The organism is Ginsengibacter hankyongi, assembly GCF_008710285.1.
Classification (GTDB): Bacteria; Bacteroidota; Bacteroidia; order Chitinophagales; family Chitinophagaceae; genus Ginsengibacter; species Ginsengibacter hankyongi.
The window spans coordinates 91,689-118,635 of record NZ_VYQF01000011.1 but is presented as its reverse complement, the minus strand read 5'-3'; the positions used below and the strand labels follow the sequence as shown (position 1 = coordinate 118,635).

General features: G+C 41.6%; 13 protein-coding genes. 5 read left to right on the top strand and 8 right to left on the bottom strand.

The window, feature by feature from the left end; translation table 11 throughout:
* Positions 1-16: 16 nt before the first annotated feature.
* The gene (locus FW778_RS20950) at positions 17-460 is read left to right on the top strand and encodes a DinB family protein (RefSeq protein WP_150416847.1); all 444 of its coding nucleotides are present in this window, start codon (positions 17-19) and stop codon (positions 458-460) included.
* A gap of 145 nt (positions 461-605) precedes the next feature.
* Here FW778_RS20950 and FW778_RS20945 read toward each other — a convergent pair whose 3' ends face one another.
* The 3 genes from FW778_RS20945 to FW778_RS20935 all read right to left on the bottom strand — a co-directional run bounded on the left by FW778_RS20945 (position 606) and on the right by FW778_RS20935 (position 8,354).
* Positions 606-3,068 carry a glycoside hydrolase family 95 protein gene (locus tag FW778_RS20945; RefSeq protein ID WP_150416846.1) on the bottom strand — a complete coding sequence of 821 codons (2,463 nt, stop codon included), beginning with the start codon at positions 3,066-3,068 and terminating at the stop codon, positions 606-608.
* 249 nt (positions 3,069-3,317) lie between these two features.
* A complete protein-coding gene (locus tag FW778_RS20940) occupies positions 3,318-5,270 on the bottom strand; it encodes a RagB/SusD family nutrient uptake outer membrane protein (RefSeq protein ID WP_150416845.1) in 1,953 nt (650 codons plus the stop codon).
* Positions 5,271-5,282: 12 nt separating this feature from the next.
* On the bottom strand, positions 5,283-8,354 hold the full coding sequence (locus FW778_RS20935) for a SusC/RagA family TonB-linked outer membrane protein (protein WP_150416844.1): 3,072 nt from the start codon (positions 8,352-8,354) through the stop codon (positions 5,283-5,285).
* Positions 8,355-8,844: 490 nt separating this feature from the next.
* On the opposite strand from FW778_RS20935, the gene FW778_RS23305 reads away from it, so the two are divergent.
* Positions 8,845-9,006: a hypothetical protein gene (locus FW778_RS23305; RefSeq protein ID WP_202552411.1), complete on the top strand. Its 162-nt coding sequence runs from the start codon at positions 8,845-8,847 to the stop codon at positions 9,004-9,006.
* Between the two features lie 70 nt (positions 9,007-9,076).
* Here the strand turns inward: FW778_RS23305 and FW778_RS20930 are convergent, their stop codons facing one another.
* The 5 genes from FW778_RS20930 to FW778_RS20910 all read right to left on the bottom strand — a co-directional run bounded on the left by FW778_RS20930 (position 9,077) and on the right by FW778_RS20910 (position 20,817).
* Entirely contained in the window at positions 9,077-12,460 is a 3,384-nt protein-coding gene (locus FW778_RS20930) for a VCBS repeat-containing protein (RefSeq protein WP_150416843.1), read from the bottom strand.
* A 99-nt stretch (positions 12,461-12,559) separates the two neighbouring features.
* Positions 12,560-14,305 carry an alpha-L-arabinofuranosidase gene (locus FW778_RS20925; protein WP_150416842.1) on the bottom strand — a complete coding sequence of 582 codons (1,746 nt, stop codon included), beginning with the start codon at positions 14,303-14,305 and terminating at the stop codon, positions 12,560-12,562.
* 24 nt (positions 14,306-14,329) lie between these two features.
* A complete protein-coding gene (locus FW778_RS20920) occupies positions 14,330-15,817 on the bottom strand; it encodes a glycan-binding surface protein (RefSeq protein WP_150416841.1) in 1,488 nt (495 codons plus the stop codon).
* A 24-nt stretch (positions 15,818-15,841) separates the two neighbouring features.
* Positions 15,842-17,551 (bottom strand): RagB/SusD family nutrient uptake outer membrane protein, encoded by a 1,710-nt coding sequence (locus FW778_RS20915; protein ID WP_150416840.1) that lies wholly within the window; start codon positions 17,549-17,551, stop codon positions 15,842-15,844.
* A gap of 23 nt (positions 17,552-17,574) precedes the next feature.
* Positions 17,575-20,817 carry a SusC/RagA family TonB-linked outer membrane protein gene (locus FW778_RS20910; RefSeq protein WP_150416839.1) on the bottom strand — a complete coding sequence of 1,081 codons (3,243 nt, stop codon included), beginning with the start codon at positions 20,815-20,817 and terminating at the stop codon, positions 17,575-17,577.
* 679 nt (positions 20,818-21,496) lie between these two features.
* On the opposite strand from FW778_RS20910, the gene FW778_RS20905 reads away from it, so the two are divergent.
* The 3 genes from FW778_RS20905 to FW778_RS20895 all read left to right on the top strand — a co-directional run bounded on the left by FW778_RS20905 (position 21,497) and on the right by FW778_RS20895 (position 26,885).
* Positions 21,497-23,035 (top strand): alpha-L-arabinofuranosidase C-terminal domain-containing protein, encoded by a 1,539-nt coding sequence (locus tag FW778_RS20905; protein ID WP_150416838.1) that lies wholly within the window; start codon positions 21,497-21,499, stop codon positions 23,033-23,035.
* Between the two features lie 22 nt (positions 23,036-23,057).
* Complete coding sequence (locus tag FW778_RS20900; protein ID WP_150416837.1) at positions 23,058-25,133, top strand: alpha-glucuronidase; 2,076 nt, start codon at positions 23,058-23,060, stop codon at positions 25,131-25,133.
* Positions 25,134-25,211: 78 nt separating this feature from the next.
* Complete coding sequence (locus FW778_RS20895; protein WP_150416836.1) at positions 25,212-26,885, top strand: GH39 family glycosyl hydrolase; 1,674 nt, start codon at positions 25,212-25,214, stop codon at positions 26,883-26,885.
* The last annotated feature ends 62 nt before the right edge of the window (positions 26,886-26,947 follow it).

The following is a 26,947-nucleotide window of genomic DNA, read 5'->3' as shown; positions in this document are numbered from 1 at the left end:
ACAAAAACATAGATGAATGAAAGATTTATTTAAAGAACTATTTGAATATAGCCATCATTTTAATCAAAAACTGTCTGACGTTTTTACGGACAATCCGGATAAGACGTCTGAAAAAGCTGTGAAACTGTTTAATCATATTTTGAACGCTCATCAAATCTGGAATAACAGAATTGAACCAAAACAAACGACTTTCGGTGTTTGGGAACTTCACGCAATTGAGCACTTAAAAAACATTGACCAAACAAACTACGAACAGACTTTGCAAATACTTGACACGATTGACTTAAACGAGACTATCAATTACTTAAACAGCAAAGGACAACCATTTAGTAACCGTGCCAGGGACATATTTTTTCACGTAATTAACCATTCCACCTATCACAGGGCACAAATTGCAACGGAATTTAAGCAACACGGACTTGATCCTTTGGTTACTGACTACATTGTTTACAAACAGTAAAATGTTGTCCTGCCACCTGATCCATGTGTCACGAAATCGGAATAAAGAGTATCCTATCCCGAACCTGCGTAGAGGGCATTTATTACAGCTACAATTTAAGCTGTGTGTAGTTCTACAATCCTTTTCCCCCGCGAATTACAATTCATTATTTTAAAACGATTGTGTAGGTCTTTCCCGGTTGGGTAGGCAAGTCGTAGACGAAAGTTTTTTTAAGTTCAGGAAGTGTTATTGTTGCTTTCGGCGATATAATGGGCGCCGGTGTTACCTCAGTTTTATAAAATGGATTCGAGTTTCCTCCAATGGCAGGCTTTAATCCGGCACCACCACTTAATGTCACCTGGTTGGGAACCCGCAGGCGCAGGTTACCCCCTAAGCCCGATTTGATTGTTGCCTTCACCAGTTTACCCTCTTTCCATTGCATATTTATTATTTCAAAACCGCCTCTTGCAAGTAGCCCGCTCACGCTCCCCCATTTCTGCCATACATCAGGAATAGCAGGCAGCAGGTGTAACATTCCATCTTCACTTTGCATCAGCATTTCGGTAATGCCTGATGTGCAACCAAAATTACCATCGATCTGGAAAGGCGGATGCGCATCAAAAAGGTTATTATAGGTTCCGCCTCCTTCCGCGCTGGTACCTACGGGCCTAAGCTGGTTTTGAATGAGCTTATAAGCGTGATTACCGTCCAGCATTTTTGCCCACCAGTTTATCTTCCAAGCCATGCTCCAGCCGGTTGATACGTCCCCGCGCTGGATAAGGGTATTTTTGGCGGCACTGTATAATTCAGGCGTGCGGTAAGGTGATATTTGATTGGATGGAAACAGGCCGTATAAATGCGAAATGTGCCTGTGATGATCGTTTGGATCATCCACATCATCTAACCACTCCTGCAATTGGCCATATTGGCCGATGTGCATCGGTGGTAAAAGGCTGCGTATATGTTTTAATTTGTCGGAAAATGTTTTGTCTTTATTTAAAATTTTCGCAGCATCAATAACGGTGCTAAACACATCAAAAACAATTTGATTGCTCATGGTTACACCCGCATCGAGGGAGGAGCCCTGGTGGGCTGCCGGTGCATTCTCGGGCGACATATCAGGACATAAAACCAGCCAGTGATATTTTGGATGTTCCACCAAAAAATCAACATAAAATAGTGCTGCATCTCTTAAGACAGGATAAACCGACGCGAGGTAATTTTTATCGCCATTGTATAAATAATGTTCCCAAAGATTTTGAATTGTCCATCCGCCCCCATTGTTCCATATGCCCCAGAAAGCGCCGTCCACACCACCGGTTGCCCTCCAGATGTCTGTGTTGTGATGAGCCATCCATCCCCTTGCCCCATACATATCCCTTGCCGTTTGTTTACCGGTTACGGACATATCTTTTACCATTTGGATGAAAGGCTGATCTAACTCGGCCAGGTTGGTTTTTTCAACGGGCCAATAGTTCATTTCAGCATTTATATTAATGGTGTATTTGCTGTCCCATGGCGGATATAATTTATTATTCCATATTCCCTGCAAGGTGGCCGGCTGGCCGCCCGGTTGCGAACTGGAAATTAATAAATACCGCCCGAACTGGTAGTAAAGGGCAGCAAACTGCGGATCGTTTGCAGTATCAAAATTTTCCAGGCGCTCATCTGTTGGAAGCGTGGACGCTTCCGTTGTGCCCAGATCAAGTTTTACCCGGTCAAAGTACTTCTTATAGGCGGCAATGTGTGCTTTTAAAATAGTGGCAAAAGATTTTGAGTATCCCCTGTACAGGTAGCTGGCCGCCCTTTCATTTTCATTACCACTAAGATCATGATAGTTATTAAAATTGGTAGCAATGGAAATATAAATGGTTACTTCACTGGCGTTTTTTATATCGAGTGTACTATCTGTTTTAGCCAGAGATCCCCCAGCCAGCTTAAATCGTGCAATGCCTTTAAATTTCACCATACCTTTCACTCCTTCGTGATCTATAGTTGTACCGGCGATGGTAAGTTCATTGGTAGTATTTGTTTTTATACTCACATTTGGCTCCGGGGTTGAGAAAGATGCGGTAAAAGAAATGCTGGCTGGCTTGCTGGCCGTTAAATGTATTACAATCAACCTGTCAGGTAACGAGGCGATTACTTCACGCATATATGAAATGTCGCCAACCTGGTAGGTCGTTTTTTGTACCGCATTTTCCAAATCGAGTTCCCGGTAGTAATGTGAATAATCTTGCTGCCCGGGAAAAGCCAGGACAAGATTACCTACCGGCTCAAACATCTGCCCCTGCGATTTCTTGCTGATAATAACACGATTGGCCAGGATTTCGGCTTGTTTTTGTTTACCATTAAAAATCAACTTACGGATTACCGCCAATGAATCCAGGGCCAGTGGATTATCGTTGCGGTTTGGACTGCCGCTCCAAACAGTATTTTCATTTAATTGAACAGTTTCAGTATCTACGTTTCCATATATCATGGCGCCCAGCTTTCCGTTCCCAACAGGTAATGCATTTTCCCAGGTATTACCGGCCGGCTTATTGTACCATAGTTTTAACAGGTTTTTATTTTGGGAAAAACCAACAGTTGTTGAGAGTAGGAAAAAGATTGAACAGAGTTGTTTCATTGAAGATATTATTAGAAGTTAAGATAATCGTTTACGGTTTGTTGATTTTGTTTAACAAATTAACTCTATTTGATATAAACACCCTTGCTTGAATACATCTGTTTCATTATAAAAAAAACCGGCGAACAACAGCTGGGGGTTGGTTACAAATATTTTGTGTTCTATAGTAATCCATGCTTCCGGATACAATTAAAAAAAGGAACGACGAAAAATGCCGTTCCTTTTGAAGATTGCAAAAACACACAATTTTTAGTATCCTGGGTTCTGATAAGCTGCCTTGTCTGCATCGGACGCTTGCATACCATCGAGCTGACCTTGCGGTATGGGGCGCAGATAAAGAGAAGGTTGAATATTCCGCGTTATTGTCTTCGGTGTATGATCTCCGTTGTTAGGTCCGCAAATCCTATAGGTTGAGGCAAGGTCTGCCCAGGTTTGGGTGCGTACCAGGTCAAACCAGCGCTGGCCTTCACCATAATATTCGCGTGAACGCTCTGCAAGAATATAGTTAATATCGATAGTAGCGGGCGTAGCAGCAATCATATCAGCGCTATGGTCTTCTATCCGGGTTGAATCACCGTTATTGTCGAAGCGCCACATGCCTGCACGTGCACGAATTACATTAACAAGGTCCCGGGCACCCATACCTGCTGTTGTAGTTGCACCTTTTACGGCAGCTTCGGCCGCAACAAAGTAGAGCTCGGAAAAATAGGCAATGTTAAAAGGGCGTGTACTTGCAGCATTAGGTTGTCCGAGTCCGCCGGCATTATCTGTACGGTATTCGCCAAGTTTCCATAAACCCGGATACGTGATACGACTTATGCCTTCCGGTGATATTACAAAGTCTGATCTTCCGGGCAATTCTCCTCCACCGCAATTGCTTTTACCTGCTCCGCTGGGATAGGTAATAGGGGTACCCGGTTCGCTGTCAAGAAAAGTCAAAACAGCATCTCCCGCCTTCAGCGGCAATCCATTTGCGCCATACAATGTTTGTTGGCTAACTCCGGTTCCTGCCAAGTTCCAGTTGCCGCGATAAACTGTGGTAAATGTGCCATCGTAACGTGAATCGTTAGTTTTATCGGAAAAAGTATTTTCAATCGCACCGATTGTTGGGCACATACGGGTCCATGGGCGTCCCAGGTGTTGCTCCGCAGCACGCTGTACAGAATTAACCGTACTTGTCCAGGCAGGATCTTTGGCACTGTGTATAACGGTATAATTCCAGGTCATCATCCAGCCTGCGAAATTATCCTGGCCGCCACCGCTGCCATAAGTCAGGCTGGCGCCGTTGTACTGTTCGTTTTGCTGTGTATGATCTGCGTACAATAATACCTCTTTATTCCGGTCATTCGATCCTACATGCAGGTCATAGTAAGTTGGCTGTAAACCAAAGGCTCCATGACTCTGAATAGCGGCCGTTGCCACATCATATGCCTGCTGAAAGTAATACGCAGCATCATGTCCCCCGGGGTCCTTACGGTCGCTCGCGGGGTATGTTGGAATGTTGTTTGGGTTTTGCAACCACCAGGCATAGGTAAGGTAGGCCTTGGCTAAATATAGGCGGGCAAGGGTTTGGGTAGCACCACCCGTTACACGACCCGCAGCTGGCAAGTCATTTACGGCTGAATCCAAATCAGGAAAAATACCTTTCGTATAAACTTCCGGAACCGTGTTGCGCACGGACGTTCTTACTGGATTTGTATTAAACTGAAGCTCTCCTGCTCCAAGATCCAAAGGCACTCCACCGAAAGTTTGTACCAGTTGGAAATAATCAAATGCACGGAAAAACCTGGCCTCAGCGATAAGTGAAGCCGGGAGCCCAACTGCGCTGGCATTTTGAATAATACCGCTGGCGGTGTTGATGTTGTGAAATACGTTATTCCACAGCACGTCTGCACGGCTCGAAGTAGAAGTAATATCCCCATTACCGCTAACGTCCATTACTTTGAAGTTTTGGTCAGCGCTTTGAGCATAAGTCACCTCGTCTGTCCCGGTTTCGCAGGAATTATAGTAGTAGGCATTCCCGTACATGTATCTCAGGTTAGAGTACAAAGAGGTTAATCCGTCGTAAACACCAGCCTGAGTCTGAAAAAATCCCGGCGTGTAAATGCTTCGCGGCTTCTCGTCCAAAATTTTAGAACATCCCGCAAAGACTACTGTTAGCAGTGCGGAGGCGATTAGAGTTTTTATTTGAATATGTTTCATAATATTATTATTTTAAAATGTCAAGTTAACGCCGAGTACGTAATTTCGGGTAGATGGCGTATTATAACCTACTGTAAGTATCCTTCTTAGATTGTAAGAGAATGGTACTGCTGCATTTTGATTGCCATAGGAGTTGGGTTCCGGGTCGAGGCCCATTTCTTTCGTGAATGGCGAGAACATAACAAAAGGATTTTGTACCGTGAAGTAAAGCCTCAGGTTGCTGATTTGGGATTTTTTCAGCAAGCTGTTCTCTGCAAAGTTGTAGCCAAGTGAGATTGCCCTTACCTTCATATAGGAACCATCAAAATAACTAAGCGTACTGGCATATTTAGGGTTGTCGCCACTTATTACGCCAGCCGGATTCGGATATTTGGCCCCGGTGTTGGTGGGTGTCCAATAATCAATCTTGATATTGTTACGACGGCCGGTCTCAAGATTAAGATAGCCTGCTGAGCCATTGATGGAACTTACAAGAATTCCTCCGTGCTGATAAACTCCGACAATGCTGAAATCAAATCCTTTATAAGATACATTGGTGTTGAAGCCTCCTTCATATTTTGGATCTACATCCATAACCTGTTGGTCAGCGGGCCCAATTGCTCTTGTCGGCGAACCATCCGGATTGTAAGCACCCGTATACTGCACCTTGATCATACCGACTTTTCCGCCTGGTTCCAGGACGCTTAAATACTGATCTTTAGCCTGCCAAAGTCCTACTCTTTTATAATCGTAAATAGCATTAATATTGTGACCCACAAACCATCCGTTGCCTATATCCTGCTTTTCGCCGGAAGCCAGGGAAACTATCTTGTTCCGGTTTGCATACACGTTAAACCCTGCTGTCCAGGTCCATCCATTTACGTTATCGAGAATAGTTCCGTCGAGGCTAACCTCAATACCCTTGTTTTGAGTGGATCCAATATTTCCTGTATAGCTGGCCACTCCGGATGTTGGGGGAAGCGATACTCCCAAAAGGATATCATTGGTATTCGTAATATAGTACTCTACTGTACCAGACAGCCTATTCTTAAGTAAGGCGAAGTCCAGTCCGAAGTTCCATGTCTTAGAATATTCCCAACCTAATTGTGGGTTAGGCAGTTGGGATACATATAGCCCCGTTGCATATCCTGTAGGTCCAAAATTATAGGGGGAAGTTGATAACAAGCCCAGGGTTGAGTATGGAGCAACCGCCTGGTTGGAGGTTTCTCCGTATCCGGCCCGAAGTTTCAGCCTGGTTATAACAGATATATTTTGCATAAACGGTTCGTTGGTAATATTCCATCCGGCAGAAACTGCAGGATAGGTGTGCCATTTATGTCCAGGCGCCAGCCTGGAAGAACCATCAGAGCGTATGGTGGCAGAAACCATATACTTATTACTATAGGAGTACATTACACGTCCCATCGCCGACGTTAAACCAGATAACTGGTAAGCCTGGTTCCTTGGATCAACCGTTATATCTGTTGCGTTTGACTGACCAATATTGTAGTATTGAAAAGCGTCAGAAGGGACGTTTTGCGCCGACATGTTTGTCCTCACAAACCTGTTTTGTTCGGCAGAATACAATGCTACTATATTCAATGTATGTTTTGTTGCAAAAGTACGGTCATAACTAAGCAGGTTTTCCATTGTCCAGTGGTAGGTAGTTTGATGATCAACCGAAGCAGTTGATGGCGTTGTTGGATTGGAACTTCCCACGCCCGGTCCGGTAAATGCACCGTTATTATTCTGAACAAAATCCAGGCCCAGGTTAAAACGATACTTTAATCCTTGTACACCCGGAATTTTCACTTCACCGTAGGCTGAATTGTATGTCGCATAGCCCTTGGTCTCATTTAGCCAAAGATCTTTTAAACTGTCTACCACACTTTTTGTTTGAACAAACTGGTTATCTAATGGCATTTGTATGCTTCTCTTCAATGTGCCATCCGGGTTATAGGGAACAGCGATAGGCGACATGCTCAAAACGTTGTACAAGCCTACCTGGCTGCCTGTAGTAAGATTATAATTATTATTTGTTGTTAAGCCAAAGCGGAAATATTTACCAACTTCCTGGTCAATGGCAAACCGCATTGAATAACGGGTATATGCCTGCGTAGGTACTACACCCTGGTTGTTATAATATCCCAGCCCGAAGCTATAGTTACCACCCTGGGTTCCGCCGGAAACATCCACATCATGGCTATTCTCCCAACCGGTTTTGAAAAACATTTTCTGCCAATCAGTATTTGCCGTGCTGTCTTCATCAGCTCCCAGGGTTGTATATAAACCCGCTGCTTTACGAAGCGCGTAAAACTCGGGGCCGTTCATCATTGGGTATTTGGCAAAAAGAGTAACTTCACCGACACGACCGTTGTACGATACCCTTGGCTTATCTCCTTTGCGGCCTCTGTTGGTTGTTATTAAAATAACCCCATTGGCACCACGCGAGCCGTAAATTGCTGTTGCCGAAGCATCTTTCAATACATCAAGACTTTTGATATCGCTGGGGTTAATATCACCGAGCCCACCGACAAAAGGGATACCATCGAGTACTATCAACGGGTTATTGTCGGCCGTAAGTGATCTTGTACCCCTAACCCGAATTTGCATAGTAGCACCCGGCTTCGAATCGGTTTGTGAAATTTCCACGCCTGCCAAACGGCCTTGCAGGGCTTGCGTAATATTGGTCGACGGTACTTCACGTAGCGCTGCCCCACTGATTGAGGCAACAGAACCCGTTACGGCTTCTTTTCGTTGAGTACCGTAACCGATTACCACCACTTCGCCCAACGATTTTTCTGAGCGGGTTAAGGCAACATTTCTTGTGCCGCCTGAGGTAACTTTTATTTCTTTAGGAAGAAAATTTACGGCACTAACAACAATGGTTGTTCCCGCGGGTACGGAAAGAGAATAAGTACCATTTGCGTCTGTGGTAGTACCGTTAGTATTGCTTCCTTTGACAACAACAGAAGCGCCGGCTACGGGTGCTCCTGTATCATCTTCTATGGTGCCTTTTACCACTAGGGTTTGAGCAAAGCCCCAGGTTGCAAACATTTGCATGAGGATAACGCAGAGAATTTTGGCTTTGATTTTTTTTATCATGATTTAAAATATTTTTTATTAAGCGCATTATTGGTAAACGAATGATGGAATAGAAATTAGTTTTTAGATTTTTTTACTATAATCTTAATCGGCAAAGGTGATCGTGCCCGATTTTTCCACGGGGATAGATTGCTACCAGGCACATGCAGTTGGAAAACGTTACCGGAGAAATGATTCTGAAGGGTGTCCACAATATTTTTAAAGGCAGTTTTTCCCTTGGATTAGCTAATACCTTATGTTTAGATACTCTGATATTCATACGCAATCGGACTTTACTCGTAATAACCGGGCCAACTATAAACAATGCAATTGATTGCATTAATGAAATGCATATACATGATAAAATAATGCAATTTAATTATGACAACCATTACTCATGCTTACTGTATTCGATCCAGGATTTTGATGATTCTAGAAACTTACAAGTGTTACTGAGGCTCGATATCCGAATATTTAATCAAGCAATTTTGTGTTCCAAACCTCAATATTCATGCAAAGTAGAGAAAAAAATTCAAAAATTGCAACCGGTTACAATTTATTTATTGAAAATCTCATTTTCGTAGATCAGTCGATTAATGAACATGGTAAGGAACCAGCAGGACAACATTCCGTTAATTTCTTCAATTTATTTAAGGGGAAAGTGGTTGAATGAAACTAAAATAAAGTTTACATGCATAACTGCGCAAGAGATATTGCGTCAAAATAAGGCAAGTCTTAAACACTCAAAATTTTTCGTGTTTATTTTTATTAATACTGAACGCTTTCATTTTCGAATCATTCACTGCTGATAATAATATCTTTCGTTTTCCAACGGTAATTATTTTAAGATCTTTTACGTCGCCATCGATTATTAAGCCACTGCTTGCCGGAGGTACCACTTTAAATTGTCCTTTGCCCATTCCCGTTAGAAGCAAACCATAGGAGGCATCATAACGTCCCGGCATCACATTACCCTGGTATTCGTTTCCTGCAATTATAACATCTGTCATTCCATCTGCATTTACATCATCGCAAACAATAGCGTTAACAGGCGCTTCTTGTGCCATCAAAGGAAAAGGATGAAAAGTAAATTGACCTTTACCGTTATTTTCAAAATAACCGCTTCTCGCTTCACTGCATTTTAAAACGGTAGCACCGGTCATCATTTCTTTATTAAATAATTCATCCATCGATGCCTTCGCATATGAACTGTTTTGCTCATACTTTTTTTTGATGGAGGGCATTTGTCTCGCCCAATCGTCCCTGGAAATACCAGATGATAAAATGTATTTGCCGCTATTATCCTTAATGTAATAACATAAAATATCCTCGATCGTACCATTTCCGTCAAAATCTTTTGCAATTAATTCTGCAGGCTGTTGTTGGTTGATGTGGTACGGATTGTTTAATCCTATGTTGCCTGCAACTATATCCAGGTCGCCATCATGATCTATGTCTGTAACGACAAAACTTCTCCAGAGTCCTGGAAAATTTTGTAATCCTGTCTGAGTGGTAATTTCAGTAAGCGTCGTTCCATTGTTCTTAAAAATACGTATGGGAGCCCAATCTACTGCCATAATAAGTTCTGGTTTTTTATCTCCATCTATGTCTATCCACTGTGCAGAATTTATAAGTCCAATATCTTCGAGTTCCGGGCAAACGGACCTTGTGACATCGGTAAACCTGCCCCTATCATTTCGTAACAAATAACTTCGAGGTGGAAAGGGATACGTACCTAGCGTCACTCTTCCGCCAATAAAAATGTCCATGTCACCATCGCCATCCATATCAGCAATAGCAATGGCTTTTGCTGGAGTACGGATAATTGGCGAAAATGCAAGACTGTCTGATTTGAAATTTCCTTTTCCATCATTAAGATAAAGGCGTGGGCGGTAAAAAGAAGAGGTGGGGTCAAATTCGCTGCTGCCGCCGGCAATGAATAGATCAGGATAACCGTCACCGTTAGCGTCAAATAAAACACTCTGCATATCTTCTTCGTATTTGGTACCTGTGGTAAGATCTTTGCTTTTAAATGTGCCGTTTTTTTGTTGCAAAAACACATTGCCCGATTGTTTAAAGGCACCACCGATAAAAAAATCTTCAAGCCCGTCACCGTTCATGTCTCCCGTGCTTAAGAATGGCCCTTCCTGCGAATACTTTTGTTGAAGAAGCGGCTGAAAACCATAATCAAAAAACGTGGTTTCTTTATGTTGGAAATCTATATTCAGGCTTTGAGTAACATCTGCAAAATTTGAATCGGAAATCGAATCAGTTCGTGCGTTTTCAAGAGCTGCATTTTTATAGCTAACGAACAATATTTTATTTAATGGAGGGTGTTTTATCAATTGCATTTTTCCGTCGGGCCAGGTGATCTTTAGTGAATCGCAATTATGTTGACCAAATCCAAAATGCAGCCTGCTGTCTACGGTTGATAAATAGCCTCGTACAGGGTATTGTTCCAGCATTTGTGTTACACCATTTGAATAAGCATACAACACAGTGCCAATCCCTTCTTTATTTAATGTATCTCCATTCAATTTAATTTCCAGGTAACTATTTTTTTTAAGAGTATCAGTTTGTGCACCCATCTCATTATGAATAATAAATGCGTTACCATTTATGTTGTTGGTAACAAGATCAAGATTGCCGTCATTATCCAGGTCCACATAGGCGGCACCGTTAGATATCGATTTTTGATTTATTCCTACGGCTGCTGAAATATCCTGGAAGGATAATCCACCGTTGTTTAAATATAAATAATTGTTTAGTGAAACACTTCCTAACTGAGCCAGGTGATCCATAAAAATTTTGATCTGGGCAGGGTCATTATCCGGAATTCCACTGGCCATAACGGTCTGATGACGGTATTCAAGGAAGTCGATATTGGTTGGATCCCTTCCCAGGCCATTCGTTATGTGTACGTCTTTCCACCCATCATTGTCCAGGTCCGCAATCAAAACACTCCAACTCCAGTCAGTTTCGGCAATTCCGGCCATTTCGCCAATTTCGCTGAAAAAGGGTTCTTTCCGATTGTTCATTTGTCTTGTACCGTTATTTAACTGCAGCATGTTGTGAATATATTCCGGCTGATAACCTTTATCCATTTCCAATTGGTGGCGTTGGTCATTTAAAAACGAATACATCATTTTTTTTCGTTCACTTGTTTCCGGCTGCATATCAAGCGTTATAATGTCTGTCTTATCATCATTATTTAAATCAGCAGCATCGGCACCCATGCTGGAGTAACTTTGGTGCTTTATTGCAGAACTTATGCAGTTACTGAATGTTCCATTCTTATTATTAAGCCAAAGAAGATCATTTTTTATGTAATCATTGGCAACATATATATCCGGGTATCCGTCACCGTTATAATCGCTGACGGTAACACCAAGGCCATTGCCGTCCTCTATAATGCCGGCTTGTTTAGACACATCTTTAAATACAGGGTGGTCCATGCCCGCCGATATACCTTCATTATGATATAATTTATCTGCTGCTATTGCATCGCTGTCAATTCTGTTATCCCGAATATCATTTGGCCTATGATCATTTAATGTATGATTCAGCAGGTACATGTCCAACCTTCCATCTTTGTCGTAATCAAAAAAAACTGCCTGGGTGGAATAAGATGAATCTGCAAGCCCATATTCTGCCGCTTCTTCCTTAAAGGTGAGGTTATGTTGATTAATATATAACAGGTTTTTTCTTTTGTTCCCAGGCACATTGCCTGATACGGAAACGTAAATATCGGGCCACCCGTCATTATTAATATCAACAATGCTTACGCCTGTGCACCACGCACTAGTTGTTACGCCGGCGCTTTTTGTAATATCTTCAAAATGCATATTGCCTTTATTAATATACAATGCGCAATTTACCTGGCTGCCTGTAAAGAATATGTCAGGCAAGCCATCGTTATTAAAGTCGCCTATACCTACGCCACCGCCCATATACGTATATTCATTTACAAACATGTTCGTTGAATCATTTTCGACGATTGCATTATTAAAATCAACACCTGTTTGGGATGAAGGCAAAATGGAAAAAAATAAACCGTTGCGCTTTTTGGGTGAAGCGCAGGAGGTAATTAATGAAAGCAGGATGAACGATATAATAAGATTTCTCACTAAATATTTTTAAGCAATCAACTAATATAAACATGAAACGATAATTTTTATTAAATAAAAATTATGGTTTCCCTTATCCTTAAATAAAATAACGCCGGTCTATTTTTTATCTGCAACCAAATAAATCACACTTAATGGAGGTACATTGATTTTTATAGTACCATTAAGATTTGCTGAATAAGCTTTAAGCGAGCTGTAGTTCAAGGGTCCACCAGTTGCCGTAGAAGGTCCATTTCCATTAACAAATACCTGGCTTGAAAATGGGGCGTTATCTGTTCCGCCCGTAAGCACATACCAGTAATATTTACTGCCGGCAGGAAAATGCTTAAAGTCAATAGCAACCACATGGCTCAAGCCCGCTGAATTGATAATAACAGTTGCCGCCTGGCCTGAAGAAAATGTTGAAGAATAGGTAGTAATATCTGAATTTAGCGCTTTAAGCGTATCAAATACCATTCGGTCGCCAAAAAATTTCTGAAAATAGTACAGGTAATAAAATGATGGCCGTGGATTCCACAGAGGAGCCCCCGGCTCGTCACCATTATTAAACATGCCCTGATCGTCGCCGTTTGCATAACCGTTGGCAATATCCCACCGGCTTGCCTCGCCAAAATTATTTTTAATAATGGCACCGATCGTTTTTGCCGCGTGGATACCTGAAATATAAGAAACACTTTGTTTGGAACCGATCGCCTGGATATTCCACTCAGTAAAGGCAACGGGTTTTAATCCCACTCCGGAAGCAGTTAATTGCTGGCTCACATAAGACATTACGCCAGCAGGAATTGTAGCTCCTGTATTTAAAATGTCCGACACGGAAGAATTGGCGGCATAAGCGGTAAAGTAATCATGTACAATAAAATAATCTACTTTACTGCCGGCATTTTGTAACACCCCAAGATTCCATGTTTTAATTGACGTATAGTCAAAATTCGCAGGCAGTTGCTGGTATAACACTGCACCGATGTAAATAGTGGCGCCTGTTTCCTGTGCTGCGGTCTTCATCGAGTCTACAAATATTTTTACATGGCTGCCATAAACAGCGCCGGATATTGTGGCCGGCTGCCCATCCTTATTTTTAGCCGGATCGATATTGTAGCCCGCTTCCCAATTCCCATAATTTTCATTTCCAATCTCCCAATATTTTGTCCTGCCTTTATCATATCTTACCCAATCAGCTGCCAGGTGCGCCGCCGTTGCTACAGGATTGGCACTTGTACCATAGCGTGCATAGCCATAATTTACAGTAATGATTCCCGTGCTATTTGTCTGTGCAAGTAGATTATAATAGTTGCTGAGACTAAATGTCCACGACGCATTGTTACCACCATACCAGTAGCTGGCGGTGGTGGCTATTCCCGCCGAATTAAGCAGGCTAGCTGGCGCATCAGGGGGAGAGGGATTTGCATCTGTACCGTTCCAGAAATAAACATCACTGATGCTACCGCCAGGGCCGCGGATTATGTTGGGAGAAAGATCGGTAAGGTATTGCATTAAAGCAGGCTGGTTAACCGTTTGCCCGCTCCATAAATTTGAATTGGCCCCATAAACGTAGGGGGGTACCTTAACGAGTACCTTATTTACATCAATCGTTAAGGAATCTGTTGCTGAATTTGAGGCAACCGACCCGGCAATGACGTCGGGCACGGTAAAAGATTTTGGTTTCCATCCTTCGTTAAAAAACCCGATGGTTGAAGTTAAAGAAGGGTCTGTAGGATTATAAACACTATCAGTTGGTGGGGGAGGATTAATACCTCCCCCACCGCCGCCAGCCAACGAATTCTTTTTACAACTTATGTTTAGTAACACAACAAAAAGAATTGAGGCCGATGATAATTTTTCCATTTTAAAATTCTTTTTCACCATTCATTATTGCCCCTTTACAATTCTAACATTGTCTATAGCGAGGTTTATACTATTTGCCGGAACTGCCTTTGGTTGATCATTTGCAATAAGGAAACCTAAGGCCGTTGCAGGATAATCTGAGAACTTCGAAGCAGCCGCTCCTGCCGGGTTCCATGATGTTTGCCAAAATTCATTTCCTTTAATGAATTTTGTCAGAGGAATAGTTACAGTTACCCACCCCGTTGGCTGAAATTTGCCACTTGCAGCCGTTTCCCACGGAGCATATCTTGCCGTATAAGAGCTCCATCCATACCATCCACCAACTGCAATCCATAGTTCTCCGGAAGTCCATGGAGTTTTAACGAAAAGCTCAAATTTTAGTGAATAACTATTTATTGAAGTGCCTGTATTAGACACCCACGGCACAGCGTTTAGTTGCAAGAGCCCAGGATTGCCTTGAGAGGTTGGACCAGCATTCGCTGGCATTGCAATTGATTGCAACAAAACTGCTGAAGCGCCCGTTCCTCCGGGATAATTGGCTGATGTGGTTGGAGCATCAGCATAACCACCTGTCCAGCCCACGAAACCTGTGTTGTCAGTGTTGTATTGAACATCAAAGGTAGACAAGTAACCAGGTGACGGGTGGGTGATATACGAATCAAAAAGTTGAGGTGAAGCTGCTTTACCCAATGTACCGCTTAATCTCAAGGAATCGGTAGTGGTGATTCCCGGAGGCACAGTAACGGACAACTGATTAACGCCGGCAATTTGCAAATTCGTCCCCATAATATTTCCCGGAAAGATTACGTCGCTGATACCAACAAAATTTGTCCCGTTTAACGTGATTATTGTACCTGCTGTGCTGTTTTCATTGGAAACTGAAGTGATAATCATGGGAGGCGGATAAGAAAATGCGCCAACTCCAAAAGTGGCATAAACACGTAGAGAATCGTTAAAAGCAGCTCCCGGAGGTATCGCCGCAGTTATCTGGGTAAACTCTTTATTAACTGAATAGGAAAGTGCGGTGTCGGCACCGGGCACAGGGAATGTAATTTTCTTAACACCTTTGAAATTATATCCGTTAATGAAAACCATCGTTCCGCTATTATCAAAGGAAATAGAAGTTATGGCCGGAGGAGGCAAATAAAGCTGGAAAGAGTATGTTGCCGTTCCATGATTAGTTACCACTTTAATAATGCTCGGAACTGTTGGGTCCGTTGCAGCCGTTTGGGCAGTTGCCGGTATAGTAACGATTATATTTGTATTGGTTGCAAAGGACGGATTAAAGTACGCGGATGTATCGTTGAAAAATACAGCCTCTAATCCATCAAAATTATTTCCTTGTATTACGATAAGAGTGCCTGGAATCGCCTTGGTAAATGAACTATCACGTTTTGTGGTGTCAACGCTTCTTACGTTTGTGATTACTGGCTGTCCCGAACCAGATTCATTTTTTTTGCAGGAAAAAAATATACCTCCTGCTATAATTATCAATAGTCCTATTTGTTTCATATCAATTTATTTAAAATGAGGTTCTTAATATTTCAGTTTGCTAAAATCAAAAGGTACGGGCGGTAGCGCTAAGGATGGCGTTACCAAAAGTGATGTCTCGGGGTAAGGAGCATCTACAGTATTTGGCGTAATAGGATAAGTAACGGTACCAGGTGTTTTATTATCTGGGCCAAAGAAAGTAATAAATGGATTCCCATTATTATAAGAAATATTATAAGGTCCCCTGTCCTGTGTACTGAAGTATTGCAACGCCTTAGTTGGGTCAAAATAATACCACTGCTTCCAGTCGTACCAGGCGTTGCCCTCGAAGGCAAATTCAACTTTCTTTTCCTGGAAAATATCTGCGTATGTAATAGATGATTTTGGGGCAATTCCAGCCCGTAATCTTACAGCGTTAAAATATTTCAATGCTTCCGGGTCAGATGTTGATGCGTTATTACCCAAAATTGCATTCGCATATATCAGGTATACCTCGGCAAGCCTAAACATATAGGTATTTAAATTTATATTCTGTGTTCCGCCGATTCCGCCATTGTCAGCGGGAGAACCAATTACATATTTTTTTACGAAAGCCCTGTCATTGGTATTTCCGTTGCCGGACTGACCAGGTACGTATATTTTGGAATTATTGAATAAGGTGGTATCAACTTTCCAGCCTCCATCTGCCACATCAATATCCGGATAGTAAGTATTCGGCATAAAAAATGTTGCCCTTCTGCGAATAGAATCTGCTTTATTCGCAGGATCGAAATAATATTGCAATAGACTGGCAGACGCGCCAAATGAGCTGCCCCAGCCATCACCAGTTTGAGTTATTTTAGAAGAGTAGGCAAGATTAGCCTGCATATGATTGTGCGCAAAATAATCACCATTCGGAACCCACAATAAAGAAAACAAGCTTTCAGATGGAACATTGGTACCACTGAAATTTTTACTGGTAAAAAGGTCATAGTAATTTGACATTAATGTTAAGCCACTATTGTTACATACATCGCCCGCATAAAATTTGGCACTGTCGAGATCACTTTGAACACGTGTGCCTCCAGATTGACCTAAACCGGACCTCACCAGATAAGCCCTTGCTAACATGCCTTCGGCACTCCACTTGGTAATACGGGCCGGCTGCAGAGGTGTCGCTCCCAAATGATCTTTTGCCCAGGTCAGATCGGAAATAATTAATTTCCATACATCTTCGAGGTTATTTCTACGAATACCTGTGTCACCAATCTGTTTTATATTATCATAAATAATCGGTACGGCTCCCCAATTTAACGCGAGATAATAATATGCCGTTGCACGCATAAACCTGCATTCTGCCAAGCCGGAATTTTTACCCGATACAGATGCGCCCGGAGCAGCGTGTTGAATATTATAAGCAATAACGTTGGCATTTGCTATCTCAGACCAGAAGGCATTGTAAGTACTGGAAAGAGATCCGCTTTGGTCGGTAGCTGAAATCGCGAAGTTAATATAAGCAGCCCTGTTTTGATAATTATCCCATATAAGGTTACCGCCCAAAACATCCCCGAAAGCATTGAGGGGCGTTCCGTTGTAAGAACTCCATGAAACGCTATACAGAGCCCCTGTGCCAGTAAGAATGTCGGCGTCTGTGGCGTAAAAAACTCCTGATGTAAGTGAAGACTGGGGCGGCCGGTTAAGAAAATCTTTTTTACATCCTTGTATGAAAAAGAAACTCACAAAAGATGTAATTGCTATTAATATTTTTTGTTTCATAAATTATTTTTTTCGGATTTATTTTAAAAGTCTAAAGCCAGGCTTATTGAATAGGATCTTGTAACCGGATATCTACCTTCATCCAATCCTATAATATTGGTAACACCTTTATAGTTATACATTCCCACTTCCGGATCAAAACCCGTGTACTTCGTTATTGTAAAGACATTTTGTGCCTGGGCAATAATGGTGGCACCCCTTATAATGTGAGTAGAAGATAAGTACCTCGACGGAACCCGGTATGCTAGGCGTGCATTTTTTAACTTAAGATATGAGCCATTTTCGATGTCCCATTGAGAAAGCCTCACATTTCCATTGGCGTCCGTTTGTGTGGGCCGGAAAATTTTTGTACCAGGATTGGTTAATGTTGCAGTAAGTGCATCCGCTGCGTCCAGGCTACTGGGCACTGCAAAATTTGCCACCGATTTGTAATAGTTGCTATAAACGCCTGATCCAAGGGGCATTTCATTCTGATAACGGGTTAGGTTGAGTATTTGATTTCCCGATACTCCTGTGAAAAATAAACTTAAATCGAAGCCCTTATAACTAAAGGAGGTCGTGAAATTATAAGTAAATTTTGGCCATGGATTTCCAAGTATTTTTCGGTCTTTTGCGTCAATAATTCCATCCGGTAAACTTTCATGTTTTCCATTTATTATTGTATCCTTTCCGGCAATATCTTTAAACTTAACATCGCCAACCCATGACCCCTGTCTTGGATCAATTGTTAAAATACCATTAGAAGTTTGTATGGCATGGCCTGCTATATCCTTATAATCAGCAAAAAGCCCTTCAGCAATATAGCCAGTGATCATACCAATTGGCTGGCCAACTTCGGTAAGAAATTGGGCCTGCAGGCTGTTTGTATTAGACTGATAGGTTGTGAGAAGCGGGGTTACTAATTTTGTTACTTTATTCTTATCAATTGAAAAATTAAAACCGGTTTTCCATTGAAAGTCCTTTGTAGAAACATTTACGGTATTAAGTGTAATACCCAGACCCCTGTTTTGAATGCCGCCATAATTTTCAGTAGGCCAGCTCAGAAGGCCCCCATATCCGCCACTGATATTTCCGCCTAAAACATCCGATCCTGATGCAATCAATATAAGGTTAGAAATATCTTTTATGTAGGCATCTGCAATCACTTCAACCCGGTTATTGAACATATGAAGATCAAGCCCTATGTTTTTGGATTTATCCTGTTCCCATTTTAAATTCGGATTTTGAAAATTTGCCGGCAAAAGGCCACCTCCCCACACTGTGGATGCGGCATATAAATTAGAATATATAGCGCTGCCGTTGTTACCGGAATTTCCTGAGATGCCGTACTCAGCTCTTAGTTTTAAATCATTGATAAAAGTGAGACTTTTCATGAATTTTTCTTCAGATATTTTCCACGCAACTGACGCTGCGGGAAATGTTCCGAACCTATTGTTTGCTCCAAAGTTGGAGCTTCCATCTCTCCTTATTACAAATTGCGCAATATACTTATTGTCGTATGTATAATTCAAGCGCCCAAAATATGACTCAGTGGCGCCATCACCTCTATAACTCGTTCCCGGAGGAGACAATGGGTCCGCCACGCTTAATTCCTGGATTAAACTTGTAGAATAATTAATGCCCGAAGCGCTTAAACCCTGGTAGGCGTAGTGGGCAGCTTCGTGCCCGGCCATAGCCGTAATAACATGTTTTTGAATTGCAAAATCATACTGAACTCTTGTATTAAGCGATGTCCAGTAATTATTACCGCTTGCCCTGCTGCCTGAAGTTTTGTTTCCCTGGTAAGATCCAAGAGAATAATAAGGATTGAAAGTGTAATTATTAGTAAATGTATAGTTGCCATTTACTTCTGTGTGCCATACCAAGCCCTTTATCGGACTTATGTCGAGGTAAAAATTTCCGATTCCCCCAAAAGAGGTATTATAGTTGTTGTTGAGTAACGCCAATGCAACCGGATTCGTTTGAGCATATTGCGTCTGAGCTGGTGCAGGACCGCCAAATGAACCATCGGGATTTTTTACAGGTATAGTTGGATTTTGAGTAATAGCGATATTAATCAAGTTTCCATTGAGGGTATTCACTTTTTCTTTTGTTGTAAATGCATTTAAACTTACCCCGAATTTAAGCCACTTATTCGCCTGGTTGTCGAGATTCAGCCTTATAGATCCTCTATTAAAACCTGAGCCCAGCGCAACCCCATCCTGGGACAAATAGTCTCCTGATAAATAAAAGGTTGTTTTATCTGAACCACCACTTATCGCTAATGAATGCTTTTGCAAGAGGGTATTGCGAAATAGTGCGTTCTGCCAGTTTGTTCCTGGTCCTAATAGAGAAGGGTCTCCTAATTCAGGTGGCTCAGCACCTACTAATCCTAGCGCTTGTAGCCTATGAATGTATATTGCATATTCCTGCAAATTCATTACGGGCCTTTCTGTAGGCCTTTGTTGCGAAGTTAACAAGCTACTTGCACTTACTTTTGTTTGTCCTGACTTACCACGTTTTGTAGTAATCATTAAGACCCCGTTTGCCCCCGCTGCGCCATATATTGAGGTTGCTGCCGCCCCTTCCAGTACACTTATATTTTCGATATCATCAGGATTTAACCCAGCCAGTTCATTAGTATATCCTGATGGTTGGTTATAAGTTCCACCAGTAGGGGTGCTGGGCCTTATTTGAACACCATCTATTACATATAGCGGTTGATAATTACCAGTAACCGTGCTAACCCCTCTTATAATAACAGATGCGCCTGCACCAGGTTGGCCGCTGGTTTGAGATACATATACATTGGCTGCTTTACCTTGCAGTGCCTCATCAAGGGTAACATTTATGGTTTTTGTAAGTTCTGTATTTGAAATCGTACCTACGGCACTACTTAAGTCTGATTTTCTCGTTTTACCATATCCAATTACCACAACATCCTGCAGATTGCTGTAATCTTGGGTGAGACCAATGTTTATTGTATTTTCTCCAGCGGCTACCTTCACTTCCTTCGATTTAAATCCTACATAAGATACAACCAATATATCACCCGTTTGGGCATAAATAGTAAATTCACCGTCATCCCCCGCAATAACTGAATTATGTGTTCCTTTAACGGAGACTGAAGCGCCAGGTACAGAAGCCTGCGAAACGCTAGAGATCACCTTACCTTTTATTATTCTAGTGGAGGCGTTCTGCGCCGATAACTGTGTGAAAGAAAAAAACACGGATATGATAGCCCACAGTACGGCCTTCATCACTCCGTTAATTTTGATTTGTCTCATAATAGAAGCAATTATTGGTTTAAAAATCGATTAATTGGTATTATTTCCTTGAACTTTTTGGATTATCTATTATTCATATTCTCTCCCTAAGCAAAACGACTGAATATGATAAATAACAGAATTTATTTACAACAGTCTTTTTTCTTACTCACTGTATTCAATCCGGAGTTTTGATAATTCGAGAAACTTTCAAGTTTTATTGACACTAAATATCCGGAGTATAATCAAGCAATTTGTATGTTCCAAACATCAATACTCATGCAAAGTAGAGAAAAAAATTCAAAAATTGCAATCGGTTACAATTTTTTTCTTAAAATATCTTATTTTCGTTTAAACGATTGATTGATAAACATGAAATGGGGCCAGAGATCGTTAACATAAAATTCTTCGAATCCACTTTATTAATTGAGATTTAGGTCAGTAAAATCATCTCCAGATCTCTAATATAAAAAATGGACTATGTAAAACATGCAGGCCTGACATGCTTTGGCTTAGGGTCATTTCCTGCCAGACTGTATTTATTAAGATGAAAATTACTTTTAAACATTGCACGAATGAAAGCGGTTTATCAACGGACCGGGTTGTACGAAGTCCTATTTTTTAAGGTTCAAGTTATTGCAATCGAAATATCATTATCAGGAGGATTGAATACCCAAATATTTATTATAAATAACACTATATGAAAAAAATCATTTTTACTTTTTTAAGTGCCTTAGGGATGTCCCTTGCGACGTTTGCTCAAAATGCTACTATTAAAATTGATGTTAACCGCACGGTTGGCGAAATTGACCCGAAGATCTATGGTGTCTTTATGGAACCCATTCATTTCAATGGGCGGAGAATGGGCTTGCCGGATTCCGTTGAGTTCAATACGCTTTATGGAAATCTTTACGATCCGTCATCGCCGTTAGCCGACGAGAACGGTTTCCGCAAAGATTATATAGACGCAATGAAAGAATTGAAGGTTACCAATATGCGTTGGCCTGGTGGAAACTTTTTAATGGGTTACGACTGGAAGGATGGCATCGGCGCAAAAGATCAGCGACCAATACGTATAAATCTTGCCTGGGGAGGTGTTGATAATAATCACGTTGGAACAGATGAATGGATGAAGCTTAATAAATCTATCGGCAGTGAAAATATTTTAGGTGTAAACCTTGGGCTCGGTTCTATCCTTGACGCTGCTTACCTCGTTGAATATTGTAATTACAAAAAGGGCACTTACTACTCAGACCTGCGGGCAAAGAACGGTCATCCCGAACCATACAACGTTAGAATATGGGATTTGGGCAATGAAGTAGATGGTAAGCCATGGGAGTTAGGACATAAAAATGCAGAAGACTACATTGAAGTTGCCAGGGAAGCTGCTAAAGCGATGTCCGCAGTCGATAAGGATATCGAGTTTGTGGGATGTGGTTCTTCCTGGTATAGCAGTCCGGATGGTTGGGATAACTGGAATCGAAAAATATTAACAGGTATCGGCGATAAAATAAAATACCTGTCTATTCACAGCTATTGGGAAAATTCTCCTGACTATTATACCAATATGGGAGCAGGGGCTAAAATTTTTGATGACCGGATAAAAATTACTGCCGGAGAAATAGAAGCAGTATCTAATACGCAGGGGTATAAAAAACCTATTTATCTTTCGGTTGATGAGTGGGGCGCTTTTGCAAGAAACTTCATGAGTGTGTTGCCGATAGCGCAATGCCTGAATTCATTTATACGACATGCAGATGTAGTAAAAATGGCCAACTTTACAATGCTCACTTCTTTGTTGTCAAGCGATCCTAAAAAAGGAACTTTTAAATCTCCCGTATTTTATACTTTCAAACTTTTCTCAAACAATTGTCGTGGCGCTTCGGTAGATACTTATGTTGCCTGCGACACTTTCAATACAGAACAATACAAAGGAATACCATATCTTGATGTTACAACTTCGTATTCTAAAGAAATCAACACCGCTTATATCAATGTTGTAAACAGGCAGCAGGCTAAAAGTATTACTGCTGACGTAATAAATAACTCAGGAGATTTTTCAGGTAAAGCAGAAGTAAGCGTAATAAATAGCGATGACCTTAAAGCGCCATTCTCTATAGACAAACAGGCACAATATAAACCGGTTACAAAAGAAGCAAAGGTTACAGGAAACAAGTTGTCTTTTGCCTTTCCTGCGCATTCCTTTACGCAGATAAAAGTGGGCGTTAAAGCACAATAACGATTTTAAAATATTCAACCGCATGAAAGTAATAATCTCCAGCTTCTTTTTTCTTTTTACCTCTTTATTGCTTCATGCCCAGAATGGGCATCAACTCTGGCTTCGGGATAAAAAAGCGTTACCCGTACATGTTATTTGCAAACAAAATTCTCCTACCCTTACCATTGCCCGCCAGGAGTTGCACGATAGCTGGCAAGGTGCACCGGGGGCCACGATATCATTAATAATAAAAAAAGATAGGGCCGTAAAAGTTGATGGATTTAAATTGAATGAAAATGTTATCCAGGCCAATACTGACAAAGGAATTTTATATGGCGTTTATGAACTGTTGCGCAACCAGCAAACCGGCGGGAAACCAAAAGGCGGCGTCGATAATCCATCTTACCAATTCCGCATACTCGATCATTGGGATAATCCCGATGGATCAATTGAGCGCGGCTATGCCGGAAATTCTATTTTCTGGCGTAAACAAGATCCTTTCACGGTTACGGATGAAGACAAAAAATTATGGCAGGAGTATGCCCGGGCAAATGCTTCCATCGGCATTAATGGTTCCGTTTTAAATAACGTGAATGCATCGCCAATGATATTAACACCGGATTATCTCAACAGGGCAAAGGTAATCGCTAGTTTATTGCGGCCTTACGGAGTTAAAATATATCTTTCTGTAAACTTTGCATCGCCTGTTTCGCTTGGTGGTTTTAAAACTGCTGACCCGCTTGATCCTGCAGTAATGGCCTGGTGGAAAAATAAGGTGAAAGAAATCTATAGCATCATTCCGGATTTCGGAGGCTTCCTTGTAAAAGCAAGCAGTGAGGGACAACCCGGACCGCAAAATTATGGACGTACACATGCCGATGGTGCAAACATGCTGGCAGATGCATTAAACCCTTTCGGAGGTCTTGTTATGTGGCGTGCATTTGTATATAGTGCCAACAATGAAGATCGTGCAAAACAGGCTTATGACGAGTTTATGCCATTGGATGGAAAATTCAGGGACAATGTTATTATACAAGTTAAAAATGGCCCTATTGATTTCCAGGCAAGAGAACCATTCAGTCCGCTGTTTGGTGCCATGAAAAAAACATCTGTAATGCCTGAGTTCCAGGTAACGCAGGAATATCTTGGACATGCCGTCTATGTCGTGTTCTTATCTACAATGTGGGAAGAATGCCTACAGAGCGATACCTACCAGCAAGGCAAAGGCAGCATAGTAGCACGTTGTACCGATGGAAGTATCTTTCCGCAAAAAAATACGGCCATTGCAGGAGTTTCTAACATAGGACTGGATACTAACTGGTGCGGCAATCATTTTGCACAAGCCAATTGGTACGCATTTGGAAGATTAGCATGGAATGACACATTAAAAAGCGGGCAGATAGCCGATGAATGGATCAAGCTTACTTTCTATGGCGATTCATCTCAAAAATCCGGGGAAGCCGACTATACAGGTGACTGGACAAAAAACTTTCTTGTACCGGTTAAGCAAATGATGATTGATAGCCGCGAGGCAGCCGTAAATTTTATGACTCCGCTTGGCCTGCATCATATCATGTCTGCAAACGGGCATTACGGCCCAGGGCCATGGTGGGCGCCAAAGGGCATAAGGCCTGACTGGACGCCACCCTATTATCACCAGGCCAGTACAAATGGAATTGGTTTTGATCGCACAAAGAAAGGCAGCGATGCTATAAGCCAATATCATGAACCGCTTTCTTCAGAATTCAATAATGTGGCTACCTGTCCTGAAAAATTCCTGTTATGGTTTCATCATTTACCATGGGATTATAAAATGAAAGATGGACGCACGCTATGGGATGATTTGTGTTATCGTTATGATACAGGAGTAAACCAGGTGCGTGAATTTCAAAAGATCTGGGATAAAGCAGGGCCTTTTGTTGACAGCACCCGCTTTATGGAAGTTCAGCGAAAACTGCGTGAGCAGGAAATAAATGCTGTCTTATGGAAAGATGCATGCCTGCTCTATTTCCAGCAATTCAGCCGCATGCCAATCCCTTATGATATAGAACGCCCGGTAAATAACCTGGATGATATTATTAAGAATGATACGAGAAGAGGCGATGGCCGTTCACATTAAATGGGGAATCAAATTATGAATTGATTTGGATGAAGTGGTAGCTGTTCATCATACATTACAAGAAGCACAAACAATAACATGAGATACCTGGCATTGATACTCGCCTTTTTAATTTGCTTTAATTGCTTATTTGCCCAGAATGGTGCTGTATCTATTAAAGTAAATGCCAGTAAACCCATTGGCAAAATGAATCCTTTCTGGTCATTCTTTGGTTATGATGAAGCGAATTACACAACAAGAAAAGATGGTCAGAAATTACTGACAGAGCTTCAGCATTTAAGCCCGGTTCCTGTTTACATAAGAACCCATAACTTACTTACATCAAAAGGCAAAAGCGACGGGCCTGATCTGAAGTGGAGCTTTACGAATGCTTATAAAGAAGATAAGAATGGCCACCCGGTTTACAACTGGATAATTTTGGATAGCATTATTGATACGTACATTCAAAGAGGCATGAAACCTTTAATGGAAATCGGGTTTATGCCGAAAGATCTTTCTTCTCATCCGGAACCGTACGAGCATAAATGGAGTACCGGCGGCAATCTTTGGACCGGCTGGACTTATCCCCCGAAGGATTACAATAAATGGAGAGAACTACTGTACCAATGGGTAAAACATTCTGTTGCACGTTATGGGAAAAAAGAAGTTACAACATGGTTGTGGGAAGTATGGAATGAACCGAATATCAGTTATTGGTCCGGTACATTTGATGAATATTGCAAGCTATACGATTATGCTGCCGACGGGTTAAAAAAAGCTTGCCCTGAATGTACTATTGGCGGTCCGCATAGCACCAGCCCGCGGGATGATAAAGCATTTAATTTTCTTACAAAATTCATTAAACATTGCCTGCATGGAAAAAATTATGCGACAGGCAAAACAGGAACGCCACTGCAATATATCGGCTTCCACGCCAAAGGTTCTCCCGAAATAGTGAACGGCCATATACGTATGAATATGGGTGTTCAATTAAAAGATATTCAAAGGGGATTTGAAGCGGTGAATTCGTTTCCGGAACTAAAGAATATTCCGGTTATTATTGGAGAATGTGATCCGGAAGGATGTGCAGCGTGTTCAGAAACCAGAGATCCCCAATACGGTTATCGAAATGGCACAATGTACTCCAGCTATACCGCTGCATTTTTTGCGAGGATCTATGATTTGATGGATCAATATAAAATTAATCTAAGAGGAGCAGTAAGTTGGTCATTTGAGTTCGAAGACCAGGATTGGTTTGCAAGTTTTCGCGACCTGGCTACACATGGCATTGACAAACCTATTTTGAATGTATTCCGCATGTTCGGATTGATGGGCGGTGAAAGAATACCCGTGCATACAGATAATGGTTTAAACGCTACCGATATCATATCGAACAATTCTTCCACAGCAAATGATATCAATGCCATAGCCTGCAAAAATCAAAATTCGGTGTATGTGATGGTTTGGAATTTTAATGAAGAAGATATTTCGGATTCGTCTTCGCTGGTTACACTTACAATTGATGGCATCGGTAAAAACAAAGTGTTGATTCATCACTATCGCGTGGACAAACAATTCAGCAATTCATTTGAAAAATGGAAGGCCTTGCGAAAGCCGCAACAGGTAAGTGAAGCGCAATTCAATGAATTAGAGAAAGCGGGACAACTACAGTTATTTACTTCACCGGCTTGGAAGAAGGTGGATAATAGAAAAGTGGATTTGACATTTGTTCTCCCCGATCACGCCGTGTCATTGATTCAATTGACGTGGTAATTTTGGATTACTGTTCTATTCATTTTCGCATGACAAGAACAGTAGAATTAGGAAAGCGGCTT

Excerpts from the sequence above, each read along its gene's own strand:
- FW778_RS20950 (WP_150416847.1), top strand. The coding sequence starts at position 17 with ATGAAAGATTTATTTAAAGAACTATTTGAATATAGCCATCATTTTAAT.
- FW778_RS20945 (WP_150416846.1), bottom strand. The coding sequence starts at position 3,068 with ATGAAACAACTCTGTTCAATCTTTTTCCTACTCTCAACAACTGTTGGT.
- FW778_RS20940 (WP_150416845.1), bottom strand. The coding sequence starts at position 5,270 with ATGAAACATATTCAAATAAAAACTCTAATCGCCTCCGCACTGCTAACA.
- FW778_RS20935 (WP_150416844.1), bottom strand. The coding sequence starts at position 8,354 with ATGATAAAAAAAATCAAAGCCAAAATTCTCTGCGTTATCCTCATGCAA.
- FW778_RS23305 (WP_202552411.1), top strand. The coding sequence starts at position 8,845 with ATGCAAAGTAGAGAAAAAAATTCAAAAATTGCAACCGGTTACAATTTA.
- FW778_RS20925 (WP_150416842.1), bottom strand. The coding sequence starts at position 14,305 with ATGGAAAAATTATCATCGGCCTCAATTCTTTTTGTTGTGTTACTAAAC.
- FW778_RS20920 (WP_150416841.1), bottom strand. The coding sequence starts at position 15,817 with ATGAAACAAATAGGACTATTGATAATTATAGCAGGAGGTATATTTTTT.
- FW778_RS20915 (WP_150416840.1), bottom strand. The coding sequence starts at position 17,551 with ATGAAACAAAAAATATTAATAGCAATTACATCTTTTGTGAGTTTCTTT.
- FW778_RS20910 (WP_150416839.1), bottom strand. The coding sequence starts at position 20,817 with ATGAGACAAATCAAAATTAACGGAGTGATGAAGGCCGTACTGTGGGCT.
- FW778_RS20905 (WP_150416838.1), top strand. The coding sequence starts at position 21,497 with ATGAAAAAAATCATTTTTACTTTTTTAAGTGCCTTAGGGATGTCCCTT.
- FW778_RS20900 (WP_150416837.1), top strand. The coding sequence starts at position 23,058 with ATGAAAGTAATAATCTCCAGCTTCTTTTTTCTTTTTACCTCTTTATTG.
- FW778_RS20895 (WP_150416836.1), top strand. The coding sequence starts at position 25,212 with ATGAGATACCTGGCATTGATACTCGCCTTTTTAATTTGCTTTAATTGC.